Genomic DNA, 23,277 nt, shown 5'->3' with positions numbered 1-23,277 from the left:
TTCATTTTTCTTTACTTACTACAAAAGAGTAATTTTGCCCACTGAATTGCAAACGCATGTACAAGACAACTGAAATTACCTCCGCCGAAATCGCATCGGATAACCCTGTTCACCAACGCTTGTTATTCCCTTACGTCGAAGCAGCCGCTATTGTAAGCGGTAAGGTGCTCGAAATCGGATGTGGCTGGGGCCGGGGCCTGGAACTGCTGACAAAAGCGGCCGATCACTATACGGGCATCGATAAAAATGAAGAATTGATTGCCGGCCTCAGTGCCGAATACCCTAATTCGACATTTATTGCCGCCAACATTCCCCCACTGCGTAGCTTACCCGACAACACGTTCGATTATATCGTAACTTTTCAGGTGATCGAACACATCGAAAACGACGATGTGTTCATTAAGGAAGCGCATCGCGTTTTGAAACCGGGCGGAAAATTACTGCTCACGACGGTCAACAAAACGTTTTCGCTTACCCGCAACCCCTGGCACGTTCGGGAATATTACGCGGATGGCCTGAAGGCGCTGATGGCGAAGTACTTTCCGACGGTAGAAACGCGTGGTATTCATGGCAATGAAAAAGTGATGGCCTATTATGAACAGAATAAAGAATCGGTCAAAAAACTAACGCGCTTCGATATTTTCAACCTGCAATACCGTCTGCCCCGCCGGTTGCTGCAAGTACCTTACGACCTGATGAATCGTCTGAACCGCAACCGGCTCCTGCAAGCCGACGGACTGGCGGCCGAAATCAATTACACCGATTATGTGGTGAGCAAAGACCCGGCCGGAAGTCTGGATTTCTTTTATGTCGCAACGAAGTAACGGCTAGGCAGGCGGTTGCATCAGCATTCGAATGCGAACGAGCGTACCACGTCCGGGTATGCTTTCGATCTCAACGCTTGCCCCCACCGACTCACTCAGTCGTTTTACTATTTGCAAACCCACCCCTTCGCCATGCATCCCGGATGGCACTTTCGGTTCTTCCTCCAAGGGGTTTGGCGGCAACTCCTGCTTCGTGCTGGGCCGTGGCTCAATGGGCTGGGCTTCTTCCGGAGCCAGTACGCTGGTTGGTTCAACAATGGGTCTCAGTTGCTTATGAAATAAATCCATTATGCCAGGAGGAAAACCCGGCCCAGAATCCTGCACACTAAATACCCAGCGCCAGTCGTTCTCCGCCGACCAGGATACCGATACCATGCCGGGTCGATTTGTACTGGAGGGTGTATATTTCAGGGCGTTTACTAACAGATTCTGCGCAATACGATAGATCTTGAGCCGATCCGTTTTGACCCGTAAAGTTTCCGGACCATCAGCATGTAAACTGATTCCCTTTTCCTGAGCCATTGGCTGAGCGCTGGCAACCAGCTCAGTCAACAAATCAGCGACGTCAAACTCTTCCAGCTCAATCGGTTCCCGACCAGCCTCCAGGCGCGCCAGGTCCATCAGGCCCGTCAACAGGGATTGAACGCTGGTCAGGTTACGGTTCAGCATGTCGACATACTGTTGCCGTTCTTCCGGGCTCAAGTCATCCATCTTTAAAATTGAAGCTGCGCCCAGGCTTAGCCCAAGCCCACTCCGCAAATCATGAGACGATGTTCGCAAGAGATCACCCCGCTGGCGAGATATATCTTCCATCGCCTTTAGCGCTTCTTCGAGGCTGGCTGCCCGGTTAGCCGCTTCCAGCCGCTGCAGTTCATCATGCTTGACAACACTTCCGCCCAGTGTCTGGGTCATTAGCAGCATAATGTGTTGCTGGGCCGCAAGCACAATGTCAGGATCTGATTGCGGGAAAATCTGGCGAAAGAGCCTCAATTCATCGAACAGGACCACCAGCAAATGGGTATATTCGCTCAACAGATTTGCCAGGCTGAGCGACTTCTGCCAGCGTTGCAGGCCGTGCGATTTGGCCGCCAGAACTGGATCCGTTTGGACAGGTTGCCCCAATAACTGCTGTTCCAGCGATTCAAGAATGATCGGGATTAAATTATTGAACTCTTCGCGGGTTAGCGTGGAGATCTTTTTGAGTGATGCATCCACTTCACAAGCCGTTCGCCAATTGTTCAACAAGGTTTCCCGACGATTGAATAAAAACGTAACCAGATCGGTTACGGATTGTGGATGGTTCGATGAAAAAGCAGCCATATCGAATTGATTGTTAAGTGGATAGTCAGCGAGCACTATAGGATTAGGCCCATGGGTTTACGCTCCGGGTAATAACGCCAGCCTTTCGTAATCCCCCACTTTTTGCAGGTATAATAAATGACTCATGATGCCGTGTATATTACTTACTAATCGGTGTGCTTCAGGAAACGTAACCACCCGCAATTGGGTGTGCTCATTTTCTTCCTTTTCGCCTGTCATTTGGCTATCCATCGCTTTAATCTCCGCCAGAGGCATTCGCCGTTCGAGGTAAAAAAAGTGCAGTGCTTCGTCGCTGGTGGCCGTAGCCGAATACAGCGGCTTGTTGAACAGAGGCCTTAACTCCGCCGACTCGACAGTCAGGTTGGCTTCTTCTCCCAGTTCACGAGCAGCCACCTCAACCGGCGAAGGATCGTCTTCGTCGATCATCCCGGCCGGGTGCTCGTAGCTGAACGCCCCATTGCAGACACGTCGTTGTTTCACCAAAAGCACGTATTTTTCGTTCGTCTCTTCCGCAATCAGCACCACCAGCATGGAAACCGCATCGCCCTTCAGAAAGCAGATCGGGTTTAGCGTTGTATCCTCCGGCGTATCGGCCTCTATTTTCAAAAGTGCGTATAAAACGCTGCCATCTTTCTGGGCCTGATACACATACAACGGGTGTATCTGATTGACATTAATTTGATTCTGCGCTAACTGATCGCGCCAGTTTTTATACTTGGGAGCCTCATCCAGTGGTTCCGATTCCATATGCCTTATTCAGTTACTGTTGCTGACTCAGAAAAATCTTGGCCGAATCGGATTTAAGCGTAAACCCCTGATCCTGCTGCTTGACGGTATAGGGTTTGCCATCGATGAACAGACTATCGCCCTGCACTTTCCAGGTGAAGGGCGTGTCTTTCGACAACATGCCCATCTGGATATGATTCGTTCCTTTCCCGCCCTCGCTGAAGCTATAGATGGCTTTCGAGCCGCTCAGCGTCGCTAAGTTCGTGCTGTCAATTCCCTTTGTGGAGTCGACGTTGAAGGTAGCCGCAAACTGCTTATTCATAAAGTTAAGGTCACGAACACCCGATTGACAACCGACCAGCAAACCGAGCGAAAGCCCGCAAATGCTCCTAGCCCAATGCGTCATAAAAAAGTTGTTTTGGCTATTTCTACGTAATTGAGTAAACCTGATTTCTAGTTAAGGCTGGTAAGTGTGGTACCATACCGGCAAGGTCGTTGTCCTGTCAGTGCACGTGAGCAGGCTTGAGCAGATCGGGCAACACGTGTTGTCCGAAATCATCGATAAACCGCTCGTGTTGCAGATTGACATTATGCAGAAAAAGCTGCTCGAACCCTAGGTCGATGTCTTCCTGCAACCAGGCGAGGTGCTGGCTGGTATCGGCCGAAATACGAACCATTTTATCGACTTCGTTCAGGTTGACCAGGTCGCCAGCCATATCGAACTGCTCCGGCCGACGCAGGTCGGTGAGCATCCCGTTGGGGAAAATATTGCCCCGCCATTGATCGTAAGCACCCTGGTGGGCAACCTCTTCAGTATCGGCATAGGAGAGTTGTACTTTCAAATGCATCGGTTTGCCCTCGCCACCTCCGCGCCGGAACGCATCGACGACCTCTCGCAGTTGGTCGGCAGGCTGCGATATGGTCAATAGCCCATCGGCCCAGCTGCCAACCCATTCAGCGGTTTTGCTGGTTACGGCCGCACCAAAAATAAGTGGCTTCACGGCGGGGCGGGTGTATAACGTGGCTTCTTCAACCGTCACCAGGCCCTTGTGGGTAACGGTTTGTCCATCCCACAACGCCCGAATTATATCGACACATTCTTTCAACCGGGCATTCCGGTCGGCTTTGGCAGGCCATTTGTCCCCCGTAATAGCTTCGTTGAGGGCTTGCCCGGTCCCAACAGCCATCCAGAATCGCTCGGGAAACATATCGGCCAGCGTAGCGGCTGCCTGCGCAATGATCGCTGGATGATACCGCTGTCCTGGTGCGTTGACGACACCAAATGAAAGCGAAGTAGCCTGCAAAGCCGCGCCTAACCAGGACCAGGCAAAGCCACTTTCGCCCTGCCGGTTACTCCAGGGGTGAAAATGATCGGATGAGGAGCAGGCCGTAAAGCCAGCCTGCTGCGCCCGTTGCACATACTGTAGCAAGGTACTGGGCTTGAATTGCTCGTGGGATGCGTGATAGCCAATTTTTAGCATAAGGTTGTTCGTATTTGTGGTCTGTGGTTTGTCGTTCGTATCAAAGGCCCCGCGGTCAACTATCCGGGAGCGCTAACCACGAACGACAAACCTCAAACATCATCGGTCATATACCGTCGTCAATTCCCGAAGGTGCTGCTCGATGTCCGGCGTTAATTGTTCAGGAAGCAGCCGCCATGTCCAGTTGCTGGCGGTGGAGGCTGGCGTATTCAAACGGGCAGATTCATCGAGTCCCAGCACATCGGCCAGAGGTAGAATGGCGAGATTGGCCACCGATGCATATGCCAACCGGGCCAGCACCAGATGCACATCCTCTTCCGAAACGGGATGACCAACGTAGCGCTCCAACTGGCTGCGATTTTCCTCATTTGCATTCTGCCTGTACCAACCCACGCTGGTGTTGTTGTCGTGCGTGCCTGTATAGGCAATGGAGTTCGGCGTATGATGGTGCATGCTGTTGACCGTTTCGGGCATATCCTCACCGAAAGCAAACTGAATAACTTTCATGCCGGGCAATCCGAATTCATCTCGCAGTTCGTACACATCCTCGTCGATCTTACCCAAGTCTTCGGCTACAAATGGCAGATCGCCCAACTCCTGCTGCAACACCCTGAAAAAGTCGGCGCCGGGGCCGGGTTTCCACTCACCGTGAATGGCCGTCGGCTCGTCGGCGGGCACTTCCCAGTAGCTGGCAAACGCCCGAAAATGATCCAGCCGCAGTAAATCATAGCGCTCCATATTTTTACGAAGCCGATCGACCCACCACCTATAGTTTTGTTTTTTCAGCACGTCCCACCGAAAGATAGGCATGCCCCAACGCTGTCCGTTGGCGTTGAAATAATCGGGCGGCACACCGGCTACGCTGGTCATATTACCTTCTTTATCGAGGCAGAACAAGCCTGGATTGGCCCATACATCCGCCGAATCGTAGCTTACGTAGAAAGGCAGATCGCCAAATAGCTGAATGCCAATCGTGTTGCAATAGTCTTTCAGCGTTTTCCACTGGCTATCAAAGACAAACTGGAGCCATTTGGCTTGGTTGATGGCCTCTACCTGCTCGTCGCGAAACGTTGCCAGCGCCTGCTGCTCCCGGAATTTATACGCTGTCGGCCACTCATGCCAGGGTTTGTCCGCATGCTGCTCTTTCAGGACTGCATAGAGAGCGAAATCATCCAGCCAGTAGGCTTCCTGCTCACAGAACTGGCAGAACTCAAAGTCCTGACTCGTCGACTGGTCGCGTTGCGCCGTTTGGTAAGCGTTCGTCAGCAACTCCTTTTTGCGTCGACTAGCCGCCTGATAATCAATATGATCTGTAATAGGTTGGTGATAGTCCGACAAGTCTTCTTCATCCAGAAATCCTTCCTGGGCCAGCAAGACCGGGCTAAGCAACAAGGGGTTCCCGGCCATGCTCGATATGGCACTGTAAGGCGAATACCCGCAGTCGGCGCCCACCGGATTAAGGGGTAATACCTGCCAATAGGTTTGCTGACTGCGGCTGAGAAAGTCGGCGAAAGCGGTTGCCTCCGGGCCAAAATCACCAATTCCGAATGGAGAAGGCAGCGAAGGAATGGGCATCAGAATACCCGCCTTGCGTTCGCTGGGGCGTTTTTCCAGCGTAAGCACGGCTAGCGGCAACCCCGCAAACAAGTCCGCAACAGCTATTCCATCGTTGGCTTTACCTTCCGTTTTTTGCAAACAATGCTTCCATTTGTCAGGAGCTTCAACGGGGAGAACAATGCGGGTGTCCTGCCAGTCTAAACCAACGATCGTATCCTCTTTGCCACATAACTGAGCCACACCCAGCGGTACGGCAATCACGAACCAGGTCTGCTCATACCGTCGGGCAAAGGCCAGCACGTGCTTTTTATAACGACCCTCCACCTGCAATGGAATATAGTGTCCATTGGCAAATAGTTCGGCATGTCGATTTCGTTCGGTAAGCAGGGTGTGCACCAGCCAAAGCTTGATGCGGGAATCGTACCGGCTTTTCCATAAATCCGCCCATATCGTCTCCGAATCAACTTCTATCAGATCGTCCAGCCACTGCTGACGGGACGCAAAGTCGACGGGACGCCGGTTGTCGGGGTCCACCATGCTCAAATCCCAGCCGTCGCAACCCTGGTAAATATCAGGTATGCCGGGGCATGTGCATTTAAGAACGACCTGAGCCAGCGAGTTAATGATACCAAAATCACTGATCCGGCGGTGAAACGTCTGAAAGCTTTCCCAGAATGGTCGTTTTCGGTCCAGTAGCTGCAGGGCAAAATCTTTTGTCGCTTCTTCGTAAGCCAGGTTCGGCTCACTGTACGTCGAGTTCCGTTTGGCCTCCCGCATCGCTTTCTGCAGGTATTCCGTCAGGCGATTAGGAAAATCGTCCTCATGCTGATCAGGCATTGGGTAAGCGCCCACCAGCGTTTGATAAATAAAGTATTCGCCATTAGGGTCGGGGGCTCCTTCCGCAGGTATGGCCTCATTATCGGGATCATTCAGTTTAATGTCCCGGTTGAGTTGCTGCCACTCCTGAACCGTAGCAATCCACTCATCGGTCAGGTCAGTAAGCACATTCAGGCGGCTCCGGACATCTTCGCCCCGTTTGGTATCGTGCGTCGAAGTGGCGTTGAGCGCCAGCGGCCAGTGCGTTTGCCGATCGAGCATTTTCTGATGAAACTCCTCGACGGTCAGACCGAAGTATTCGGGCGAGTCACCAACTTCGTCGTGGCCAATGAAGCGGTTATAGGTATACATCAGGGTATCCTCCACCCCCTTGGCCATTAGCGGCCCCGTAAATTGCATGCATCGCTGATAGAACCGAAGCGCGCGCTCCTTATAATCATCCCCGGCCACTTGTGGTTTCTGCACGATAGCTTCTTCCAGTACGTCGACGGCGGGGCCAAGTGTCGGGTTGCGCTTTCTGACCCGATTCATGATGGCCTGCACCTGATCGCTCTCTTCGGGACTCAGCGGCATTTGGTTGCCATAGTACCGATACACGGGACACTGAATCAGGAACTCTCCGATGGCGGCTTTTAATTGCTCGGGGGCTATCCTCGGCAACACGTCCTCATCAGCCAGATTTAGCACCCGGAAAAGGCCATCCAGATTATCCAATTCTCCATTCATGTTCTCGTGCAGGATGTACGATTTCTTGTCGTACAACTCCTGACGAACCGCCATTTTCTCGCCCAGCAACGTGTGGTAGAACCGGGTAAAGCTAGCCTCGCTGTTGGTTCGGGTGAACAGATTATTCACCATCGACAGATACGCATAACCCGTAGCCCCCTGAATGGGCCAGTGCAGCGGCAGTTCTTCGTCGTTTTGCAGAATCTTTTCAACTACGATATAGGCTTCCGGACCGGCCATGTCCCGAAGTCGCTCCAGGTAACGGCTGGGGTCATAAAGCCCATCAATATGGTCGACGCGCAGACCGTGAAAGATGCCGGCTTCGAGCCATAGTTTGGGCAGTTCATGAACGGCCTCAAAAACGACTGGGTCTTGAATGTTGAGGCAGATCAGGGAATTGACCGTAAAAAACCGGCGGTAGTTGATCTGTTGATCGGTTTCGGCATGATAACAGAGCCGGTACGGCTGTTCATCGGCAATCTGCCTGATAAGATCAGGCGACTTATTCACCGTGGTTAAGCACTTTCTGATGTATGTCTTGCTGGTCGCATCGGTTATCAACCCGGCAAGCGATTCCTGACAGTCCGCACTTTGCTGTGCGTAGTCATCTGGGTCGCTGACCGTTAAAAGCTGATCGAGCTGGGTCAATAAGTTCGCAATGGCCCTGTCTGGCTTTTCGTCACTCGCCCGCAAAATGGTTGCGTAAGAACGGGCGTGCAATGGATACGTCGTATCGAAATAAGCGATCCAGAACTTGCCCCCCTTGTGCGTGATTTTCAAGTCGCCCTGCTCAATCACCTCGTCCAGCGGACTTCCCAGGAAAGGCACCATCAGGCGGCCATTGTGCACGGGACTTTGCCAGTCTATGTCAAAAAAGCGGGCATAAGGGGACAGTTGGCCTTTCTCCAGCACATCCATCAGCCAGGTATTATGCGGATGGAAGGCCATGTGGTTGGGGACAATGTCCTGTATCCAGCGCATGCCCCGCCGGGTAAGCTCCTTGCTGATGGTTCTAAGCTGCGCTTCGGTCCCGATTTCGGGGTTTATCCGGTGTGGATTTACAGAATCATAGCCATGCATGCTGCCCGGTACAGCCTCAAATATCGGTGATGCATAGACGGTCTGGACACCCAGCTTGTCCAGATAAGGAATGACGCGCTCAAAATCACGAAAGGTAAAGCCGCGGTGAAATTGGATCCGGTAGGTGGAAACGGGATTTTTCATGATGTTGTGCATATATAACAATCGACTCGGGTTTTACCTGAATTGTTTCAGAAGCCGACACAGTTTCGGGAGCCAAATCGGTCTCCGATTGAGGTTGGGGTTGCCAGATGGAGTCAGCAGAGTCGAGCAGTTTTTGCCAGGGTACACCAGCATCTCCGGCTTCTGGCAGGGATATGGATTGAGGTTGATCCGAAAAATTCATCAGGCAAAGCACATGCTGATCCTCATGCCAACGGTGTAGAACGAGGGTTTCCTTTTGTTCATCGGCACTGACATCGAGCTGGTTCCGGTCCAGGTGAGCCAGAGCGGGTAGCTGTTGGCGCAGCGCAATGAGGGTTTGGTAGTAGCGCAGTAAAATCTGGTTCGATTCCTGTTCCAGCAAATTCCACTGTAGTTTGGCGCGTTCGTAGGTCTCATCACTTTCAGGATCGGGCACCTCCCCTTCCGAATGGAAGGCGGCAAACTCTTCTCTACGGCCTTTTCGCACGGCCTCCACCAATTCGGGCTCGGAATGACTCACGAAGTAATAGAATGGGTCCGTCTCTCCCCATTCTTCACCCATAAACAGCAGGGGAATGTACGGACTGACAAATACGGCGCCAGCCATTAACTTAACAGCCTCATAGCTATACAGTTGACTTGACCGCTCACCCAGCTTCCGGTTACCGATCTGGTCGTGATTCTGCGAAAAGACAATAAACTGCTGCCCCGGATTCGTCTCGGCACGATAGCCGAAGAATTTATGGCGAACCTCGGAGAACTGGCCATCGTATACATAGGCGTCCTGATAAGCTTTAGCCAGATCGCCGATGCCCTCGAAATCGGCATAGTAGCCCAGTGGCTCTTCCCCAATGGAAACCCGAAGGGCATGGTGAAATTCATCCATCCACTGCGCATCCATACCATACCCATTCTCAGCCAGTGGATTGATGAAGCGCGGGTCGTTCAGATCACTTTCAACGATCAGGTAATGCCGACGGCCCGTTTCTGTCATGAGCTTGTCGACTTCCTCCCGCAGTTCCTGAAGTATATGTCTGGGACTGAAATCCTTGATGGCATGAACGGCATCCAACCGCAGGGCGTCTATGTGAAAATCCCGGAGCCACATCAGGGCATTTTCAATGAAATAGCGACGGACACCGTCACACCAGGCGTCGTCGAAATTGATGGCCTTCCCCCAGGGCGTGCAATATTTGTCGGTCAGGTAAGGACCGAACTCGCCCACGTAATTCCCTTCGGGCCCAAAGTGGTTATAGACAACGTCCAGGACTACGGCGATACCTTTGTAATGACAGGTGTTGATGAGGTGCTGCAACCCGGCGGCTCCGCCATAAGAACTTTGAACGGCATAGGTGTATACTCCGTCATACCCCCAGTTGCGGGAATCGGAGAACTGGGCCACAGGCATAATTTCAATGGCATTTACGCCCAGGGCTTTCAAATAATCCAGCTTGCTCTCCAGCGCCTGAAACGTACCTTCCTGCGTGAAGGTGCCCGTATGGATCTCGTAGAGCAGGTAACTGTCTAATGCCGGGTTTACCCAACACTGATCTTCCCAATGAAAAACAGTGGTATCGACCGCCTGTGAGGGGCCATGTACGCCCTGCGGCTGACTCAGAGAAGTGGGATCGGGATATTCCTGATGGCCGTCAAGGACATAATTGTAGAGGTCACCGGGTCGGAGCTGGCTTGTTGTCAAACACCAATACCCCAATTCTTCTTTTTTTAGCGGAATTGCCGCCTGATTCCCGTAGATTTTAATAGCAACGTGTTTGGCAAGCGGTGCCCATAACACGATATTTGCCTGATCCTCGGTCGGGAAGGTTACCCCAAGCGAGCGTTGGCCGCTATTGATGAGGTGTTTCATAGTTGCAAAAATTAAATCTATAGCGTTGCAGGCAGGTTTTAGGCCGTTAATCTGACTGGTCTTTTTCCCGGCGGGTCTAACCCATTCGATCGCTGCTGCCTGACTCCAATTCTAACTGCCAGTGGTAGAAGCCGCTTACAGAAGACGATAAGAAATGAGGAAACGGTTCAGGAGAAAGCCCGTAAACTGACGTACATGGACCGTAGCCTAATAGAATTGACCATTGCATAGACCATTAAGCTATATTTTGAGTTATATACGTAACTGAGGGAAAATATTCAGTCTAAATCCTTGCAGTCATATACAAGCAACTGCTTACCTATTCCTGTATCTATAGGAGTATTTTTCGTCAGATCAGCGTGCAACCTGGTCAAAAGCAGGCTCATGTTGCAGAAAAGATAAATCAGTTACTAATCCAATTCCGTTTTTATGCATTACGATTATGCCATTGTTGGCGCCGGGTTTGCCGGTAGTGTGTTGGCCGAGCGCTTAGCCAGTCAGGCCGGAAAAACAGTTCTACTCATCGACAAACGTCATCATATTGGTGGTAACGCCTATGACTGCCCCAACGAAGACGGCATTCTGATTCACCTCTACGGGCCGCATATCTTCCACACCAACTCGCCCGACGTATTTTCGTATCTGTCGCAGTTCACCGAATGGCGCCCTTATGAACACCGGGTGCTGGCATCGGTCGACGGAAAACTGCTTCCTATTCCTATTAACCTCGACACCGTCAACAAGTTATATGGCTACAATTTCACCTCGGAAGAGTTGGCAGAGTACTTTAAAACCGTTGGCGAGAAGGTCGACGATATTCGTACGTCCGAAGATGTCGTTGTCAGTCAGGTAGGTCGTGATCTATACGAGAAGTTCTTCCGGGGCTACACGCGCAAGCAGTGGGGCGTTGATCCGTCGGAACTCGACAAGATGGTGACGTCCCGGATTCCGACCCGCACCAATCAGGATGACCGCTATTTTACGGATGAGTTTCAGTACATGCCGCTTCATGGCTATACGAAGATGTTCGAAAAAATGGTCGATCATCCCAATATTCACCAGATGCTGAGCACCGACTTCAAACAGGTGAAAGATCAACTGTCGTTCGATGAGCTGATTTACACCGGACCGGTCGATGAATATTTCGATTTCTGCTTTGGCAAACTTCCATACCGGTCACTTCGTTTCGATCACCAGACTCTCGACACGCCAGATTACCAGCCCGTATCGGTGGTCAACTATCCAAACGACCACGCGTATACCCGTATCACCGAGTACAAGAAACTAACCGGGCAGGAACACCCAAAAACCAGTCTTACCTTCGAGTATCCGCAGGATGAAGGGGATCCATACTATCCGGTTCCTCGCCCCGAAAATGCGGCCCTGTACCGTCAGTACAAAGAATTGGCCGACGAACAGACCGGCGTCCATTTTGTGGGCCGACTGGGCACCTATCGGTACTACAACATGGACCAGGTCGTTGCGCAAGCCCTGACATTGTATAAGAAACTGGTTGGTGCGGAGTCGCTCCATGAGGTAGCCAAAGGCTAATGGACGATGACTAAATGTACTCTGAAAATCGGCCCCGAACTGCTTCGGGGCCGATTTTTGGTTTTAGGTACCCGCGTTTGAGAAGAAGCGGGGCAATCGTTAAGCCGCCTATGTGTTTCATGTCTCGGCGTAAATGAGCCGTACAGGCAAAATACTTGAGCCGTAGACGAAACAAGCCCGCGTTGTAAAGTCTGATCTTTGCAGCATGGAAACCATCACAAAAATTCAGTTGGGTCAAAATGGCCCCTTGGTGTCTAAACTTGGTTTAGGCTGTATGCGCATGTCTTCGATCTGGGGCGGGGCTACCCCCGATGAAACAGAAAGCATAGCCACTATCCAGGAAGCGTTGGATAAGGGAATTAATTTTTTGAATACCGGCGACTTTTACGGGGCCGGCCATAATGAACTACTGATCGGCAAAGCGATCAAATCAAGGCGCCAGGATGCCTTCATCAGTGTGAAATTCGGCGCTATCTTTCACAACGGTCAGTTCATAGGCATAGATTTGCGCCCCGTTGCGATCAAGAATTTCATCAACTACTCCCTAACCCGTTTAGGTATTGAAACCATTGATCTCTATCAGCCTAGCCGCATCGATAACAGCGTACCCCTGGAAGACATCATTGGCACGGTCGCCGACCTGATTCAGGAAGGTAAAGTGCGGTACATTGGCGTTTCGGAAATCACGGCTGACCAACTTCGCAAAGCCAACAGCGTTCACCCCATAAGCGCCCTGGAGATTGGCTATTCGCTGGCCGACCGGCAAATAGAAACCGATCTGCTGCCGGCCGCAACCCAGTTGGGTATTGCCATTGTGGCCTTCGCCAATACGGCAGAAGGCTTATTGACCGGTGAACTGACAGCTCCGCTTGCCCAGAATGATTATCGTACCCATTTTTCTCGTTTTCAGGCGGAGAACTTCGTTCATAATCTGGAAAAAGTCGAGGTCTTGAAGCAGATAGCCCGTACCAAAGGCTGTACGCCAACGCAGGTGGCAATTGCCTGGGTAAAGGAGCAAGGCGATCACATCATGCCGTTGGTCAGCATGAGCCGTCGATCGCGCTTACCAGAAAACATCGCAGCGATGGACATTGTATTTACGCCGGAAGAAATGAACGCCTTAACCACTACTTTTGCCATCGGTGCCATCCTTGGCGGCACTTACTTACAACGCTAAATGACCAGTCCAGCCGAAATCCTGCCCGGCGTGATCTTTTATTCGTATCACGCTGCTGAGCGGAAAGAGAAAGTATGTGTATGGAATCACCATACCCTGATCCTGCAGGTTTCCGGACAGTTTATCTTAGAAACCTCCGGGCAAACCGTTTCGATGGGCGCAGGAGACATGCTGCTAATCGGCAAAAACCAACTCGGTACGCTTACCAAAACACCGCCCCCCGGAGGCAACTATGAAACCATTGTCATATCACTGCAGGAAGATCTTTTGCGCAAAATTGCGCTAGAAGAAAAGTTGCAGGCAGATCAAAAATACATCGGTTCGCCCAATAGGCTAATTCCTTCTAATGACTTCCTGCAGGGGTATTTTCACTCTATCGTTCCCTACGCCCGCAGCTCGGGAGCGAGCATGACCGACGAGATGGGTATTCTGAAACTAAAAGAAGGCGTTAAACTCCTCTTGCTTGCCCTGCCCGAACTTCGCCACTTGCTATTCGACTTTTCCGTCCCTTACAAGATCGACCTGGAAAAGTTCATGCTCAGTAATTTCCATTTCAATGTACCTATTGAAAAGTTCGCACAGCTTACCGGCCGTAGCCTGGCAGCCTTCAAACGTGATTTTGTCAAAACGTTCGGAGCTCCGCCCCGTCACTGGCTACAGGATAAACGGCTGAGCGAAGCCAGACACCTCATCGAAACCAAACATCAAAAGCCCTCGGCGATTTACCTTGAACTGGGGTTTGAAAGCATTTCGCACTTCTCTTACTCCTTCAAGAAAAAGTTTGGCATGGCCCCAACGGCTCTGACCTATGGCCATTTGCCTAAGTGATCGTGAGCGCGTGCAGCTGTAGTCTCGTCAAAGGCCCTTCGTTACTGCAGGCCGTACCGTGGGGCTAGCCTGCGGGCTAAAGGAAGGAGAACGGCTGGCAATTGAAGGCCACCCTTCGGAAGAATAGGTGATTCGATCCAGGCACATTTTCCGTAGAAAAATGTTCGTACCTGGAATATAACGATCCGTTGTGTCGACGGCATGATAAATTAACCAGTCAACGCCCGCTTCATCTGTAAGCACACAAACCTGGCCCGGTGAATCCCAATGCTCATTGGCTTTCAGAATAATATGCGGTTCTGGAATAGGTATAAAACCCCGTACTGGATCCGCCGACCAGTACACACTGACCGCATAGCCATTCGGCGCCCATGTATTATCACCTGACACCCATAGGTAATACCGCTTCCAGGCCGGATCATAGGTCACAAAAGTGCCTTCCCGCAAGGTTTCAAAGGGAACACCGGGCCGGGGAAAAAGTACATCGACCGGTTCGCTGATAAACGTGTGCCCATCGGGACCCAATTCGATGGCCCGGATGGGTTCATGCGCCGAACCATAATACAGATAGTGTTTCCCGGTTTGGGGATCCGCGAAAAAGCAGGGGTCGATCATGGCGTAGGAGCCATTTGAGCCGGAAAGGGGCACTCCAATATCAACAAAGTTATCCGGCGTATCGGATAAGGCTAAGGCCAGGTGCATCCCATCGTTGGCATCAGACTCGGCAGCATAATATAAACGATATTGGCCATTGACGTAAACCACCTGTGGACACCAGAAACGTTGACATTGCTGCGCCCAGATGGGCGGACTTGCTAACGCGCCAGTTGCCTCTGACCAGTGAATTAAATCTGGCGATCGACGAAGCAGGATGTTGGCCTGGGTAGGTGAAAACTGGTCGTGGGTCGCATAGGCGTAATAGCCTTCCCGGCTTACCAACAGCACCGAAGGGTCCGGAAAATCGGTGGCTACCAGTGGATTCTGATACAGCGGCTGCTCCATGTTGACTTATATCTAAACGTACCTGTCTTGTCGGGGACATGCCCACCGGAACGGTATGGTAACGGGACAAAATTAAATTAACCTATACAGGCCTGAACGAAACAAGAAGAGGAATAGGCTTAATCTACTCTTAATCCCTATCAGGTAAACACTCCCGGTGAGAATAGGTTAAGGAATGACCCAATGGCATCAGATCAATTGGCAGTACATTTGTTTTCTACAGTATGGTCACTCAGTTTCTGTTTGCCACGGGCATCGAAAATAGCAATCCAACCATTCAGGCCGGAAAATATCGCCAGGATGAATTAGAAAAATGCGGCCACTATCAGCACTGGCGAACCGATTTTGATCTGGTTGAAGAGCTGGGTATTCGTTTCCTGCGCTACGGGCCTCCCATTCATACCACCTTTGTGGGCGAAGGAAAATACGACTGGTCTTTTGCCGACCTGACGTTCGGTGAGTTACGCAAACGCGACATCATTCCCATCGTAGACCTGTGTCATTTTGGGGTACCTGATTGGATCGGCAATTTCCAGAACCCAGATTTCCCCGTTCTTTTTGCTGGCTATGCGCAGGCATTTGCCAGGCGGTTTCCCTGGGTACAGCTCTACACCCCCGTCAACGAGATGTACGTTTGTGCTGAGTTTTCGGCGCTCTACGGCTGGTGGAACGAGCAACTTAGTACCGATGCCGCTTTTGTTACGGCCCTGAAGCACATTGTCAAAGCAAATGTACTGGCGATGAGCGCCATTCTGGAAGTGAGACCCGACGCGCTGTTTATTCAGAGTGAATCGTCGGAGTATTTCCACGCTGAAAATCCGGCGGCTATCAAACCTGCAGAGATTTTGAATGCCAAACGCTTCTTATCGCTCGATCTCAATTATGGGCGTCGGGTCGATTCGGAGATGTACGAATACCTGATGGACAACGGCATGACCCGTGACGAGTATCATTTCTTTCTGGGTAATAATCTCAAGCAGTATTGCATAATGGGTAATGATTATTACCAGACCAATGAACACCGGGTGGCGGCCGATGGTACCACTCGGGCCTCGGGTGAAGTTTTCGGCTATCACGTCATCACGCGCCAGTACCATGACCGGTATCGTCTGCCCGTCATGCATACCGAAACGAATCTGTGGCAGGGGCCCAATGGTGACGAAGCCGTGAATTGGCTTTGGAAGGAATGGGCAAACGTGCTGCGGGTACGGAATGATGGTGTACCCATGGTTGGTTTTACCTGGTATTCCCTGACGGATCAGGTCGACTGGGATTCGGCGCTGCGGGAGAACAACGGAAATGTTAATCCCCTGGGTCTCTGCGACCTTAATCGGCAGATTCGCCCGGTCGGTCAGGCCTATAAGCAACTTATCCATGACTGGAAACAAGTGCTGCCTGCCCAGAGTGTTTGTTTGGAGGTGCCCATTGTTATGCCCAGTGAGAGTAACCAGTCGTGGGCCTATCAGAAGCAAACCGACGCCAAGCAGGCCCGTCAAAATGTAGCCAATGCCGTCTCTAAAACTAACCAAACTGTCGAATAGAACGCATGCGATTTCAGAATAAAGTAGCCATTGTGACGGGTGGTGCCAGTGGAATAGGCCTGGCGGTGGCTAAACGGCTGGCATCGGAAGGAGCCCGCATCGTATTAGCCGATCTGAATCCGGACAAACTCGCCAAAGCCTTGACAGAAGTAAAATCAGCCGGTGCGCCCGATTGCTGGGGAAGCGTTTGTGACGTAGCGATAGAAGCGCAGGTAGAGGCTACCGTAAGTGGTACGCTGACGCGATTTGGTCGGCTGGATGTGGTTGTCAACAACGCCGGACTGATGCAATTCAAACCACTGGAAGAATTAACGGGTGACGACTGGCTGCGCACGCTGAACGTCGATTTATTGGGGGCATTTTACTTCACAAAACAAGCCTTTCTGCACATGAAACCCGGCGGCACGGTGGTGAATGTAGCCAGTATCCATGCCGTTGAAACCGAACCTCTGGTAGCTCCCTACGCAGCCGCAAAGGCTGCGGTACTATCACTGACGCGCTCCTCAGCGCTGGAAGGAAAACCCAAAGGCCTGCGCATTAACGCGGTCTTGCCTGGTGCTATCGATACGCCCATGCTGTGGGAAAATCCAAATGTAAAATCAGGTGTAGAGACGATTGACCGGGCCGACATCGGCAAACCAGAGGACGTAGCCGCCACGATCGCTTACCTGGCATCGGAGGATGCCGCTTTTGTGCAGGGTACGGAGGTGCGCGTTGATGGTGGTCGGCTTAATCGACTGTAAAGTAACCCCGCTTCCGTAGCTGCGGAGCGATCGTGTGACCTAATCCAGTCATTTCTAGTATTCTAATTGCCTGCCCCCTGACCAGGTTGAATTTCGGCCCGTACTGCCGTCGTTTTTTCATTCCTTTCGTTCACAAACTCATCTATGGCCGTCAGCTCGTTGGGATATGCCATAACCATTACAAGTATAAATCCTAGCCGACCGCCTTCATTGTGTTTTAATCCAGTGCCCCCTGTTTTGACCGGATTCTATTTCTGGTCACTAACTATCTTTTTCCGGCTTGATACGGGTGATGATGCACGTTTGCATTTCTAAAAAGCCAAAAGTGACAACTGTTACGGCGTAGTTTACGCCCTGAATAAAAATCATTAGCCTACCATTCTAATTTACCTCTCTCTAATGAGCATAAGTATCTTTACTAACAAGCTATATTTTTTCATGGGCCACCCCGCGCTGGCACTAAGCACCCCGATCAGTCGTGTGAGAAATGGCTTGATTTACAAAGTTCTTCCCTTTTTAATCGGCGCAATTTTTCTTTTTAGTGGCGTCAATGCAACAAGCCAATCCATGGTCCTAAGCTCGAAGCTTGGATCAAATAAAATTACCTTGTCTCTGACCAAAACCGGAGAATTGCGTTACAACGTAACACACCGGGATAAAATCATCATTGCCGATTCTCCGCTTGGCCTCAACTGTGACGATCAGAATTTTACGTCTGGGCTCTCAGTCGTTACGGTCTCACCCATTGAAGTCAGACGGGAAAAATACGACTTGAATGTGGGTAATTTCAAAACGATAAATCATGTTTTTGACACCAGGAGTATAACGTTTAAAAATAAGTCGGGGGCGCTCATGATCATTGATTTGGTCAACGGGAAGGAAGGTGTTGCTTTCCGCTACCGTTTTCCGGATCAGGATAAAAAAATGCGGGTGATCAACTCGGAGAGCACAGGATTTCACATTGAAAAAACAGCGAAGGGCTGGTTGCAACCGTATAATAAAGCGGGAAAGGTTACCCCGGGCTATGAAGATTTTTATTTCAACATACATCCCGGCGACTCAATCAGTAAGCCACGAAACCCGTCTGTAGGCTGGTGTATGCCTGCTCTTTTCCAACTAAATGATAGCAAAAACTGGGTTTTACTGGCGGAGTCCGGAACGGATGGTTCGTTTCCGGGCTGCCATTTGCAACCCAACTCGCAGGGTGGCGTGTACAAAATAGCGTTTGCGGAACAAGACGAAAAATATACCCTTCCCTTGAGCCAAACGAATCATCCAGTTTCTGCGCTTCCCTGGACTATGCCCTGGCGGGTGATCATCATTGGCGAACAGGCCGGGGACATCCTGCTATCAAGCTTGATTACGGATTTAGCTCCTGCCTCTAAACTTGACGATACGTCCTGGATCCAACCGGGAAAAGCTACCTGGTCATGGTGGTCCCATCCCGAGGATCATTCGCCTGAAATCTATAACGCCTTCACGGATCTTGCGTCCTCTTTCGGCTTCGGCTATACGCTGTTTGATGCGGGCTGGGAGAAAGCGAATACAGAAGGTGGGATCATTGCGAAGGCTACTGCCAAGGGCGTCAAACCAATGGTATGGGGCTATTCGGCGGCCTATTTCGACGCAGAAAAAAGAAGAAAGAGATTTAACGAACTGGCGGCTATGGGCGTCAAAGGGGTTAAAATAGACTTCTGGTGTTCAGACAGGCAGGAGGTGATGGCCTGCCTGCAATCATTGTTCGAGGATGCCGCGAAAGAGCATTTGCTGATAAACCTTCATGGAACGACCGTTCCAAGGGGCTGGCATCGAACCTGGCCAAATTTCATGACAGCAGAAGCTGTTTTAGGAACGGAACATTACTTTTATGAAGCTCGCTATCCGGATAAAGCTGCCGAACAGAATACCGTATTGCCCTTCACCAGAAATGTAGCAGGCCCAACGGACTACACCCCGTTTGCCCTAACCATCCGGAAATACCCCCGCTTGAACACAGCCGTCCATGAACTCGCTACGGCGATGGTCTATACGTCGGGCATTATTCATTTTGCAGACTCAAAAGAGATATTTGATTCGCTCCCTATGCCGGTTCGACAATTATTGAAAGACATGCCTGCCAGTTGGGATACAACGGAGAGTATTGTGGCTGAACCGGGTGAACAGATTATACTCTCTCGTCAGAAGGATAACCTTTCTTACATTGTCGGTATCAACGGCACGGATAAAGCAATGCCTGTCAAACTAAATCTGGTCAAGTATGCAAAGGGTTTTCCTAAATTCAGAGTTATAACAGAAGGCGAAAATCCATTGATGACGTTCAAAACAGAGACTTATCCAGTTACGTCTACCTGGCAGTACGCTTTTGTTCCTAAAGGAGGCTTTATTATCCAGTTTGTCAATCAGTAAGACGGGCGAGGCAGGCCTATAGCCCGCCCTTATTTTTCGGCCATTACAGGCACAATCACCTCTTCTCCTTTTACACGAAACGTATAAACACCGGCTTTTTCATCCCATTGCTTTGCTACCGGCACCAGGCGTGTCCTGCGTGGGCCTACTTTATCGGATGAGTTGTGAATGTGGTATACATAATACAATTGCTTGTCTACCCCTTCGAAGAGGTCACCATGTCCGGATCCGTTCTCGCCAACTATAGAGCGATGAATGATCGGGTTCTTTTTATATTTTACCCATGGGCCGTATGGCGAGTCGGCTACGGCATAGCCAATCGCATAATCGATGTTCTGAAAATGGTTGGCCGAATAGAACAGGTAATATTTATTTTTCAATTTGATCACCGTAGGGCCCTCCATAATGGGTGCCGACTTATAATTAGGCGTCGCTTCCCAGGGCTCTGTTTGGTCGAAACATCGTTTCAGGGTTTTAAGATTTATCGTTCCGGTCTTCATGTCAAACTCGGCCACATGCAGGTAATTACCTTTATCAAACCGAACATGATAGAGGTAAAATTTACCATCGGTATCCTTGAAAATATAGGAATCTATATTTTTCTCAGACCCATCAATGGGGTCAATTTCTTTTTGCCTGTATGGACCCAACAGCGATTTTGACTCAGCCAGTGCGGTTTGTTCATCGGCTGTATAGGTAAGATAATAAGTGCCCTTCTCCTTAAATATTTGAGGTGCCCAGAAGCCCCTGGTGCCGAAGGTATGGTCACCTTTGGTCAGGATCATTCCCAGCGAATCGTTTGATTTGGCCGGTACGGACCATGTTTTCAGGTTCGTTGATTCTAAGAGAGCAAATCCCTGGGGCCCGTCGTCTCCACCTCTCGACCCGGTAAGGTAATATTTATCGTTCTCAACATAGATCGTTACATCGGCAAAAAAAATATCCCGCTCTGCCTGTGCTGATGCCTGTAGGGCAGAGCCTAAAAGAATACAATAGATAAGAATCAATTTCATTTTTTCGGAGTACAATCAACAAGTTAATAAGCAGTGGGACTATGAACGAGAGGTAGATGAATGGCTTTAGTACTATATGAACGCCCCAGGATCAAGTCGGGTCAGATACCAGGAACCAGCGCTTTTTAGTCAATTGCCTGTCCTTTAGGCAACGGATCGGATAATTTGTATCTGACTGATGCAACCCGGAAACGCAATTGTTCATCTACCAGCTACTAAATAGAATCACTATCTAGTTAATGTTAAAAGCCATTATGATGATCCGGTTTATAGTATGCATTGGTATCAGCCTGTTTTTCAGTTCGTGTTCTTATACCAGAAACTGGAAGGGAACGTCTAACTCTCAGGTTGCTCAGGCCGAGTTTAAAGACCTGAATGGTAAACAAACGTTCACACTCTATGTACCGACTAACGATACCTATCTAGCATACCGATTCAAGGAAACGAGTGGTGTGCTGGGGGCATCCATAAAGTCCGCATCAAAACACGTATTCAATCAACAGATTGACTCCTCTGAAGCAAATTCAGTTCACTTGGTCAATCAGAAAGGAGTAGCGTATACGGTAACAATGAAGGGTAAGCACGCGTCGGGCGAATTTGATGTCAGGTTTGTATCGTCCAGTAAGTAAGAACGGTATACTGCAACGTGCGTCTACAGACACAGGGCTGTGCCAGTAGACGCACGTTGCGTTGAAAACGCTCATCTTTCCCTTCGTACACCTATTTTTTTAATGAATAGGGCCATTCAGGCCGGGGCCTACTTGATGGCAGCAATAGCGGCAGCGTAATCAGGCTCCTGCCCTATTTCTGGTACTTGTTGTTCATAGACGATTTTCCCTTCGGGATTCACGACGATCACCGCACGACTTAACAGCCCTTTCATGGGGCCGTCGGCAATTTGAACGCCGTAAGAATTGCCAAAATCAGTTCTGAAATCAGAGAGCATCACTACGTTTTTAATTCCCTCTGCTCCACAAAAAGCTTTTTGTGCGAAAGGCAGATCTTTGGAAATACAGAGCACCGTTGTGTTTTTTAGGCCAGCCGCATCCTCATTAAATTTCCGTACCGATTTGGAGCAGACGCCAGTGTTCACACTTGGAAAAATATTCATGATCACGTACTTGCCCTTGTAATCGGCCAACGTCTTATCCGTAAGATCAATACCGGTCAACGTGAAATTTTTGACCGCTGTCCCAACGGCGGGCAGTTTACCCACGGTATGAATTGGTTTACCACCCAGAGTAACGGCTGTACCTGTCGTCTGTCCGAGTGAAATACCGGTAATAAATAGTCCTGCAAGTCCCAAAAAGAAGATTTTATAAGCAAACATGGAATTTTTGATGCTGGTCATACGCTGTATTACATTGATTGTGATTCTACAAATGTGCAAAGAAAACAGTCATGAAAATCAATCAGGTTACCTGATAAAATCAAAGTAAGGATTGTCCTGTCGATAGGGCCGCCAAGTCTGGCCATTATCAACACTGAATTTAGCGACAATGGCCAGACTTGGCCTTTCGATTCCTGACTAATTCGCATCCACTCGCTATTAATTGATTGGTTGGCTCTGCAAAATATCCCACTGCACCTGCCCAGGTAACAACCGGTAAACCGGAATCTGAATCTTATACAGCTGACAGTATTTCTTGATGGCTAAATCAATTTCATCCGGCGAATAACGAGACGAAAAATGACCCAGGATCAACGTCTCGATCGTCAACTGAGCCACCTCCCGTAAGACCTCTTCCAGCGTGCTGTGTCGATTACGATTAGGGTCTGGTTCCTTGATATCTTGACGTCTCAGAAAAGTGGCTTCATGAATCAAAATCGGCGTGTGATTCCATTGCGCTAGCTGGTCGGCGGGGGTATCGCCCGAATAGCCGACCAGGTTAGATCGGACCGGCTCGGTCATCGCTTCCCGGCCGTACGCCAGCGCCATTTGGGTCAGTTGATCCTGGGGTACGTCTACCAGCGCCGTTTTAAGCTTCGGTTTAAGTTGATAGAGCTGATAGCTCACGCTTTTTACCTGGTGTGGCTGAGCGCTAACCACATGGTTGTTACGAAGCGCCTGTACATAGACGTCCTTTTGAATCATGACGCTTTCCTGATTGGCTACCCCCTGCCAATGGGTTTGACCAACACGCGCATCAAACTGCTTGGAGAAGATTTCCAATGCCGAAAACGAACCAGCATCGGCTGGAAAGTACAGCCTGGGCAACCCATCCCGTACAATGAGTTCATTGAGCCGCACCAGTCCCGTCAGGTGATCCCGATCGGCGTGTGAGAGAAAGATATGGTCAATCTTGCGCGATTTTTGCAGCAAGGTAGCGGCTACACCGTCACCAGCATCGAAAAGCAACCGGTATTCTTCAACAAAATACCAGGTTGAGAACAGGGCCGTCGAATAGCCCGTAATGGTTAGCTTCATAGGCTAGTTGACGTGTCCGGATTGAA

The 23,277-nt window shown here is 50.3% G+C and carries 18 protein-coding genes; 8 read left to right on the top strand and 10 right to left on the bottom strand.

What is annotated here, in order from left to right; genetic code table 11:
• Positions 1–56 precede the first annotated feature (56 nt).
• Positions 57–824 carry a class I SAM-dependent methyltransferase gene (locus tag ACYVAM_RS18100; RefSeq protein WP_461069494.1) on the top strand — a complete coding sequence of 256 codons (768 nt, stop codon included), beginning with the start codon at positions 57–59 and terminating at the stop codon, positions 822–824.
• Positions 825–827: 3 nt separating this feature from the next.
• Here ACYVAM_RS18100 and ACYVAM_RS18095 read toward each other — a convergent pair whose 3' ends face one another.
• From ACYVAM_RS18095 to treZ, 6 genes are all read right to left on the bottom strand, one after another.
• Positions 828–2,144 (bottom strand): sensor histidine kinase, encoded by a 1,317-nt coding sequence (locus tag ACYVAM_RS18095; protein WP_461069492.1) that lies wholly within the window; start codon positions 2,142–2,144, stop codon positions 828–830.
• A gap of 57 nt (positions 2,145–2,201) precedes the next feature.
• Positions 2,202–2,891, bottom strand: a complete 690-nt coding sequence (locus tag ACYVAM_RS18090; protein WP_461069490.1) for an NUDIX hydrolase — start codon at positions 2,889–2,891, stop codon at positions 2,202–2,204.
• A gap of 13 nt (positions 2,892–2,904) precedes the next feature.
• Positions 2,905–3,276: a hypothetical protein gene (locus ACYVAM_RS18085; protein WP_461069488.1), complete on the bottom strand. Its 372-nt coding sequence runs from the start codon at positions 3,274–3,276 to the stop codon at positions 2,905–2,907.
• A 97-nt stretch (positions 3,277–3,373) separates the two neighbouring features.
• On the bottom strand, positions 3,374–4,351 hold the full coding sequence (locus ACYVAM_RS18080) for a TIGR03885 family FMN-dependent LLM class oxidoreductase (protein ID WP_461069486.1): 978 nt from the start codon (positions 4,349–4,351) through the stop codon (positions 3,374–3,376).
• 99 nt (positions 4,352–4,450) lie between these two features.
• Positions 4,451–8,695, bottom strand: a complete 4,245-nt coding sequence (gene treY, locus ACYVAM_RS18075; protein ID WP_461069484.1) for a malto-oligosyltrehalose synthase — start codon at positions 8,693–8,695, stop codon at positions 4,451–4,453.
• Entirely contained in the window at positions 8,637–10,562 is a 1,926-nt protein-coding gene (gene treZ / locus ACYVAM_RS18070; protein WP_461069482.1) for a malto-oligosyltrehalose trehalohydrolase, read from the bottom strand. Before treZ ends, treY begins: the two co-directional genes overlap by 59 nt.
• Positions 10,563–10,991: 429 nt before the next feature.
• Here treZ and glf point away from each other — a divergent pair, with 429 nt between their 5' ends.
• The 3 genes from glf to ACYVAM_RS18055 all read left to right on the top strand — a co-directional run bounded on the left by glf (position 10,992) and on the right by ACYVAM_RS18055 (position 14,118).
• Positions 10,992–12,113 carry a UDP-galactopyranose mutase gene (gene glf, locus ACYVAM_RS18065; protein WP_460933378.1) on the top strand — a complete coding sequence of 374 codons (1,122 nt, stop codon included), beginning with the start codon at positions 10,992–10,994 and terminating at the stop codon, positions 12,111–12,113.
• Positions 12,114–12,318: 205 nt separating this feature from the next.
• On the top strand, positions 12,319–13,290 hold the full coding sequence (locus ACYVAM_RS18060) for an aldo/keto reductase (protein ID WP_461069480.1): 972 nt from the start codon (positions 12,319–12,321) through the stop codon (positions 13,288–13,290).
• The gene (locus ACYVAM_RS18055) at positions 13,291–14,118 is read left to right on the top strand and encodes a helix-turn-helix domain-containing protein (RefSeq protein ID WP_461069478.1); all 828 of its coding nucleotides are present in this window, start codon (positions 13,291–13,293) and stop codon (positions 14,116–14,118) included.
• Between the two features lie 27 nt (positions 14,119–14,145).
• Here ACYVAM_RS18055 and ACYVAM_RS18050 read toward each other — a convergent pair whose 3' ends face one another.
• Complete coding sequence (locus tag ACYVAM_RS18050) at positions 14,146–15,120, bottom strand: glycoside hydrolase family 43 protein (RefSeq protein WP_461069476.1); 975 nt, start codon at positions 15,118–15,120, stop codon at positions 14,146–14,148.
• A 224-nt stretch (positions 15,121–15,344) separates the two neighbouring features.
• Between ACYVAM_RS18050 and ACYVAM_RS18045 the strand changes: the two genes are divergently transcribed.
• From ACYVAM_RS18045 to ACYVAM_RS18035, 3 genes are all read left to right on the top strand, one after another.
• The gene (locus tag ACYVAM_RS18045; protein WP_461069474.1) at positions 15,345–16,661 is read left to right on the top strand and encodes a family 1 glycosylhydrolase; all 1,317 of its coding nucleotides are present in this window, start codon (positions 15,345–15,347) and stop codon (positions 16,659–16,661) included.
• Between the two features lie 5 nt (positions 16,662–16,666).
• Positions 16,667–17,404, top strand: a complete 738-nt coding sequence (locus tag ACYVAM_RS18040; protein WP_461069472.1) for an SDR family NAD(P)-dependent oxidoreductase — start codon at positions 16,667–16,669, stop codon at positions 17,402–17,404.
• A 606-nt stretch (positions 17,405–18,010) separates the two neighbouring features.
• The gene (locus ACYVAM_RS18035; protein WP_461069470.1) at positions 18,011–19,810 is read left to right on the top strand and encodes a glycoside hydrolase family 97 protein; all 1,800 of its coding nucleotides are present in this window, start codon (positions 18,011–18,013) and stop codon (positions 19,808–19,810) included.
• A gap of 29 nt (positions 19,811–19,839) precedes the next feature.
• Here the strand turns inward: ACYVAM_RS18035 and ACYVAM_RS18030 are convergent, their stop codons facing one another.
• The gene (locus ACYVAM_RS18030) at positions 19,840–20,823 is read right to left on the bottom strand and encodes a glycoside hydrolase family 43 protein (protein ID WP_461069468.1); all 984 of its coding nucleotides are present in this window, start codon (positions 20,821–20,823) and stop codon (positions 19,840–19,842) included.
• Positions 20,824–21,062: 239 nt separating this feature from the next.
• Between ACYVAM_RS18030 and ACYVAM_RS18025 the strand changes: the two genes are divergently transcribed.
• Positions 21,063–21,452 carry a hypothetical protein gene (locus tag ACYVAM_RS18025; RefSeq protein WP_461069466.1) on the top strand — a complete coding sequence of 130 codons (390 nt, stop codon included), beginning with the start codon at positions 21,063–21,065 and terminating at the stop codon, positions 21,450–21,452.
• Positions 21,453–21,580: 128 nt separating this feature from the next.
• On the opposite strand, the gene tpx is transcribed toward ACYVAM_RS18025, so the two are convergent.
• Positions 21,581–22,174, bottom strand: a complete 594-nt coding sequence (gene tpx, locus ACYVAM_RS18020; RefSeq protein WP_461069464.1) for a thiol peroxidase — start codon at positions 22,172–22,174, stop codon at positions 21,581–21,583.
• Between the two features lie 198 nt (positions 22,175–22,372).
• The gene (locus tag ACYVAM_RS18015) at positions 22,373–23,251 is read right to left on the bottom strand and encodes an MBL fold metallo-hydrolase (protein WP_461069462.1); all 879 of its coding nucleotides are present in this window, start codon (positions 23,249–23,251) and stop codon (positions 22,373–22,375) included.
• Between the last annotated feature and the right edge of the window lie 26 nt (positions 23,252–23,277).

Source organism: Spirosoma horti (genome assembly GCF_054776595.1).
The sequence above is the reverse complement of the archived record's forward strand: the minus strand, read 5'-3'. Positions and strand labels throughout refer to the sequence as shown.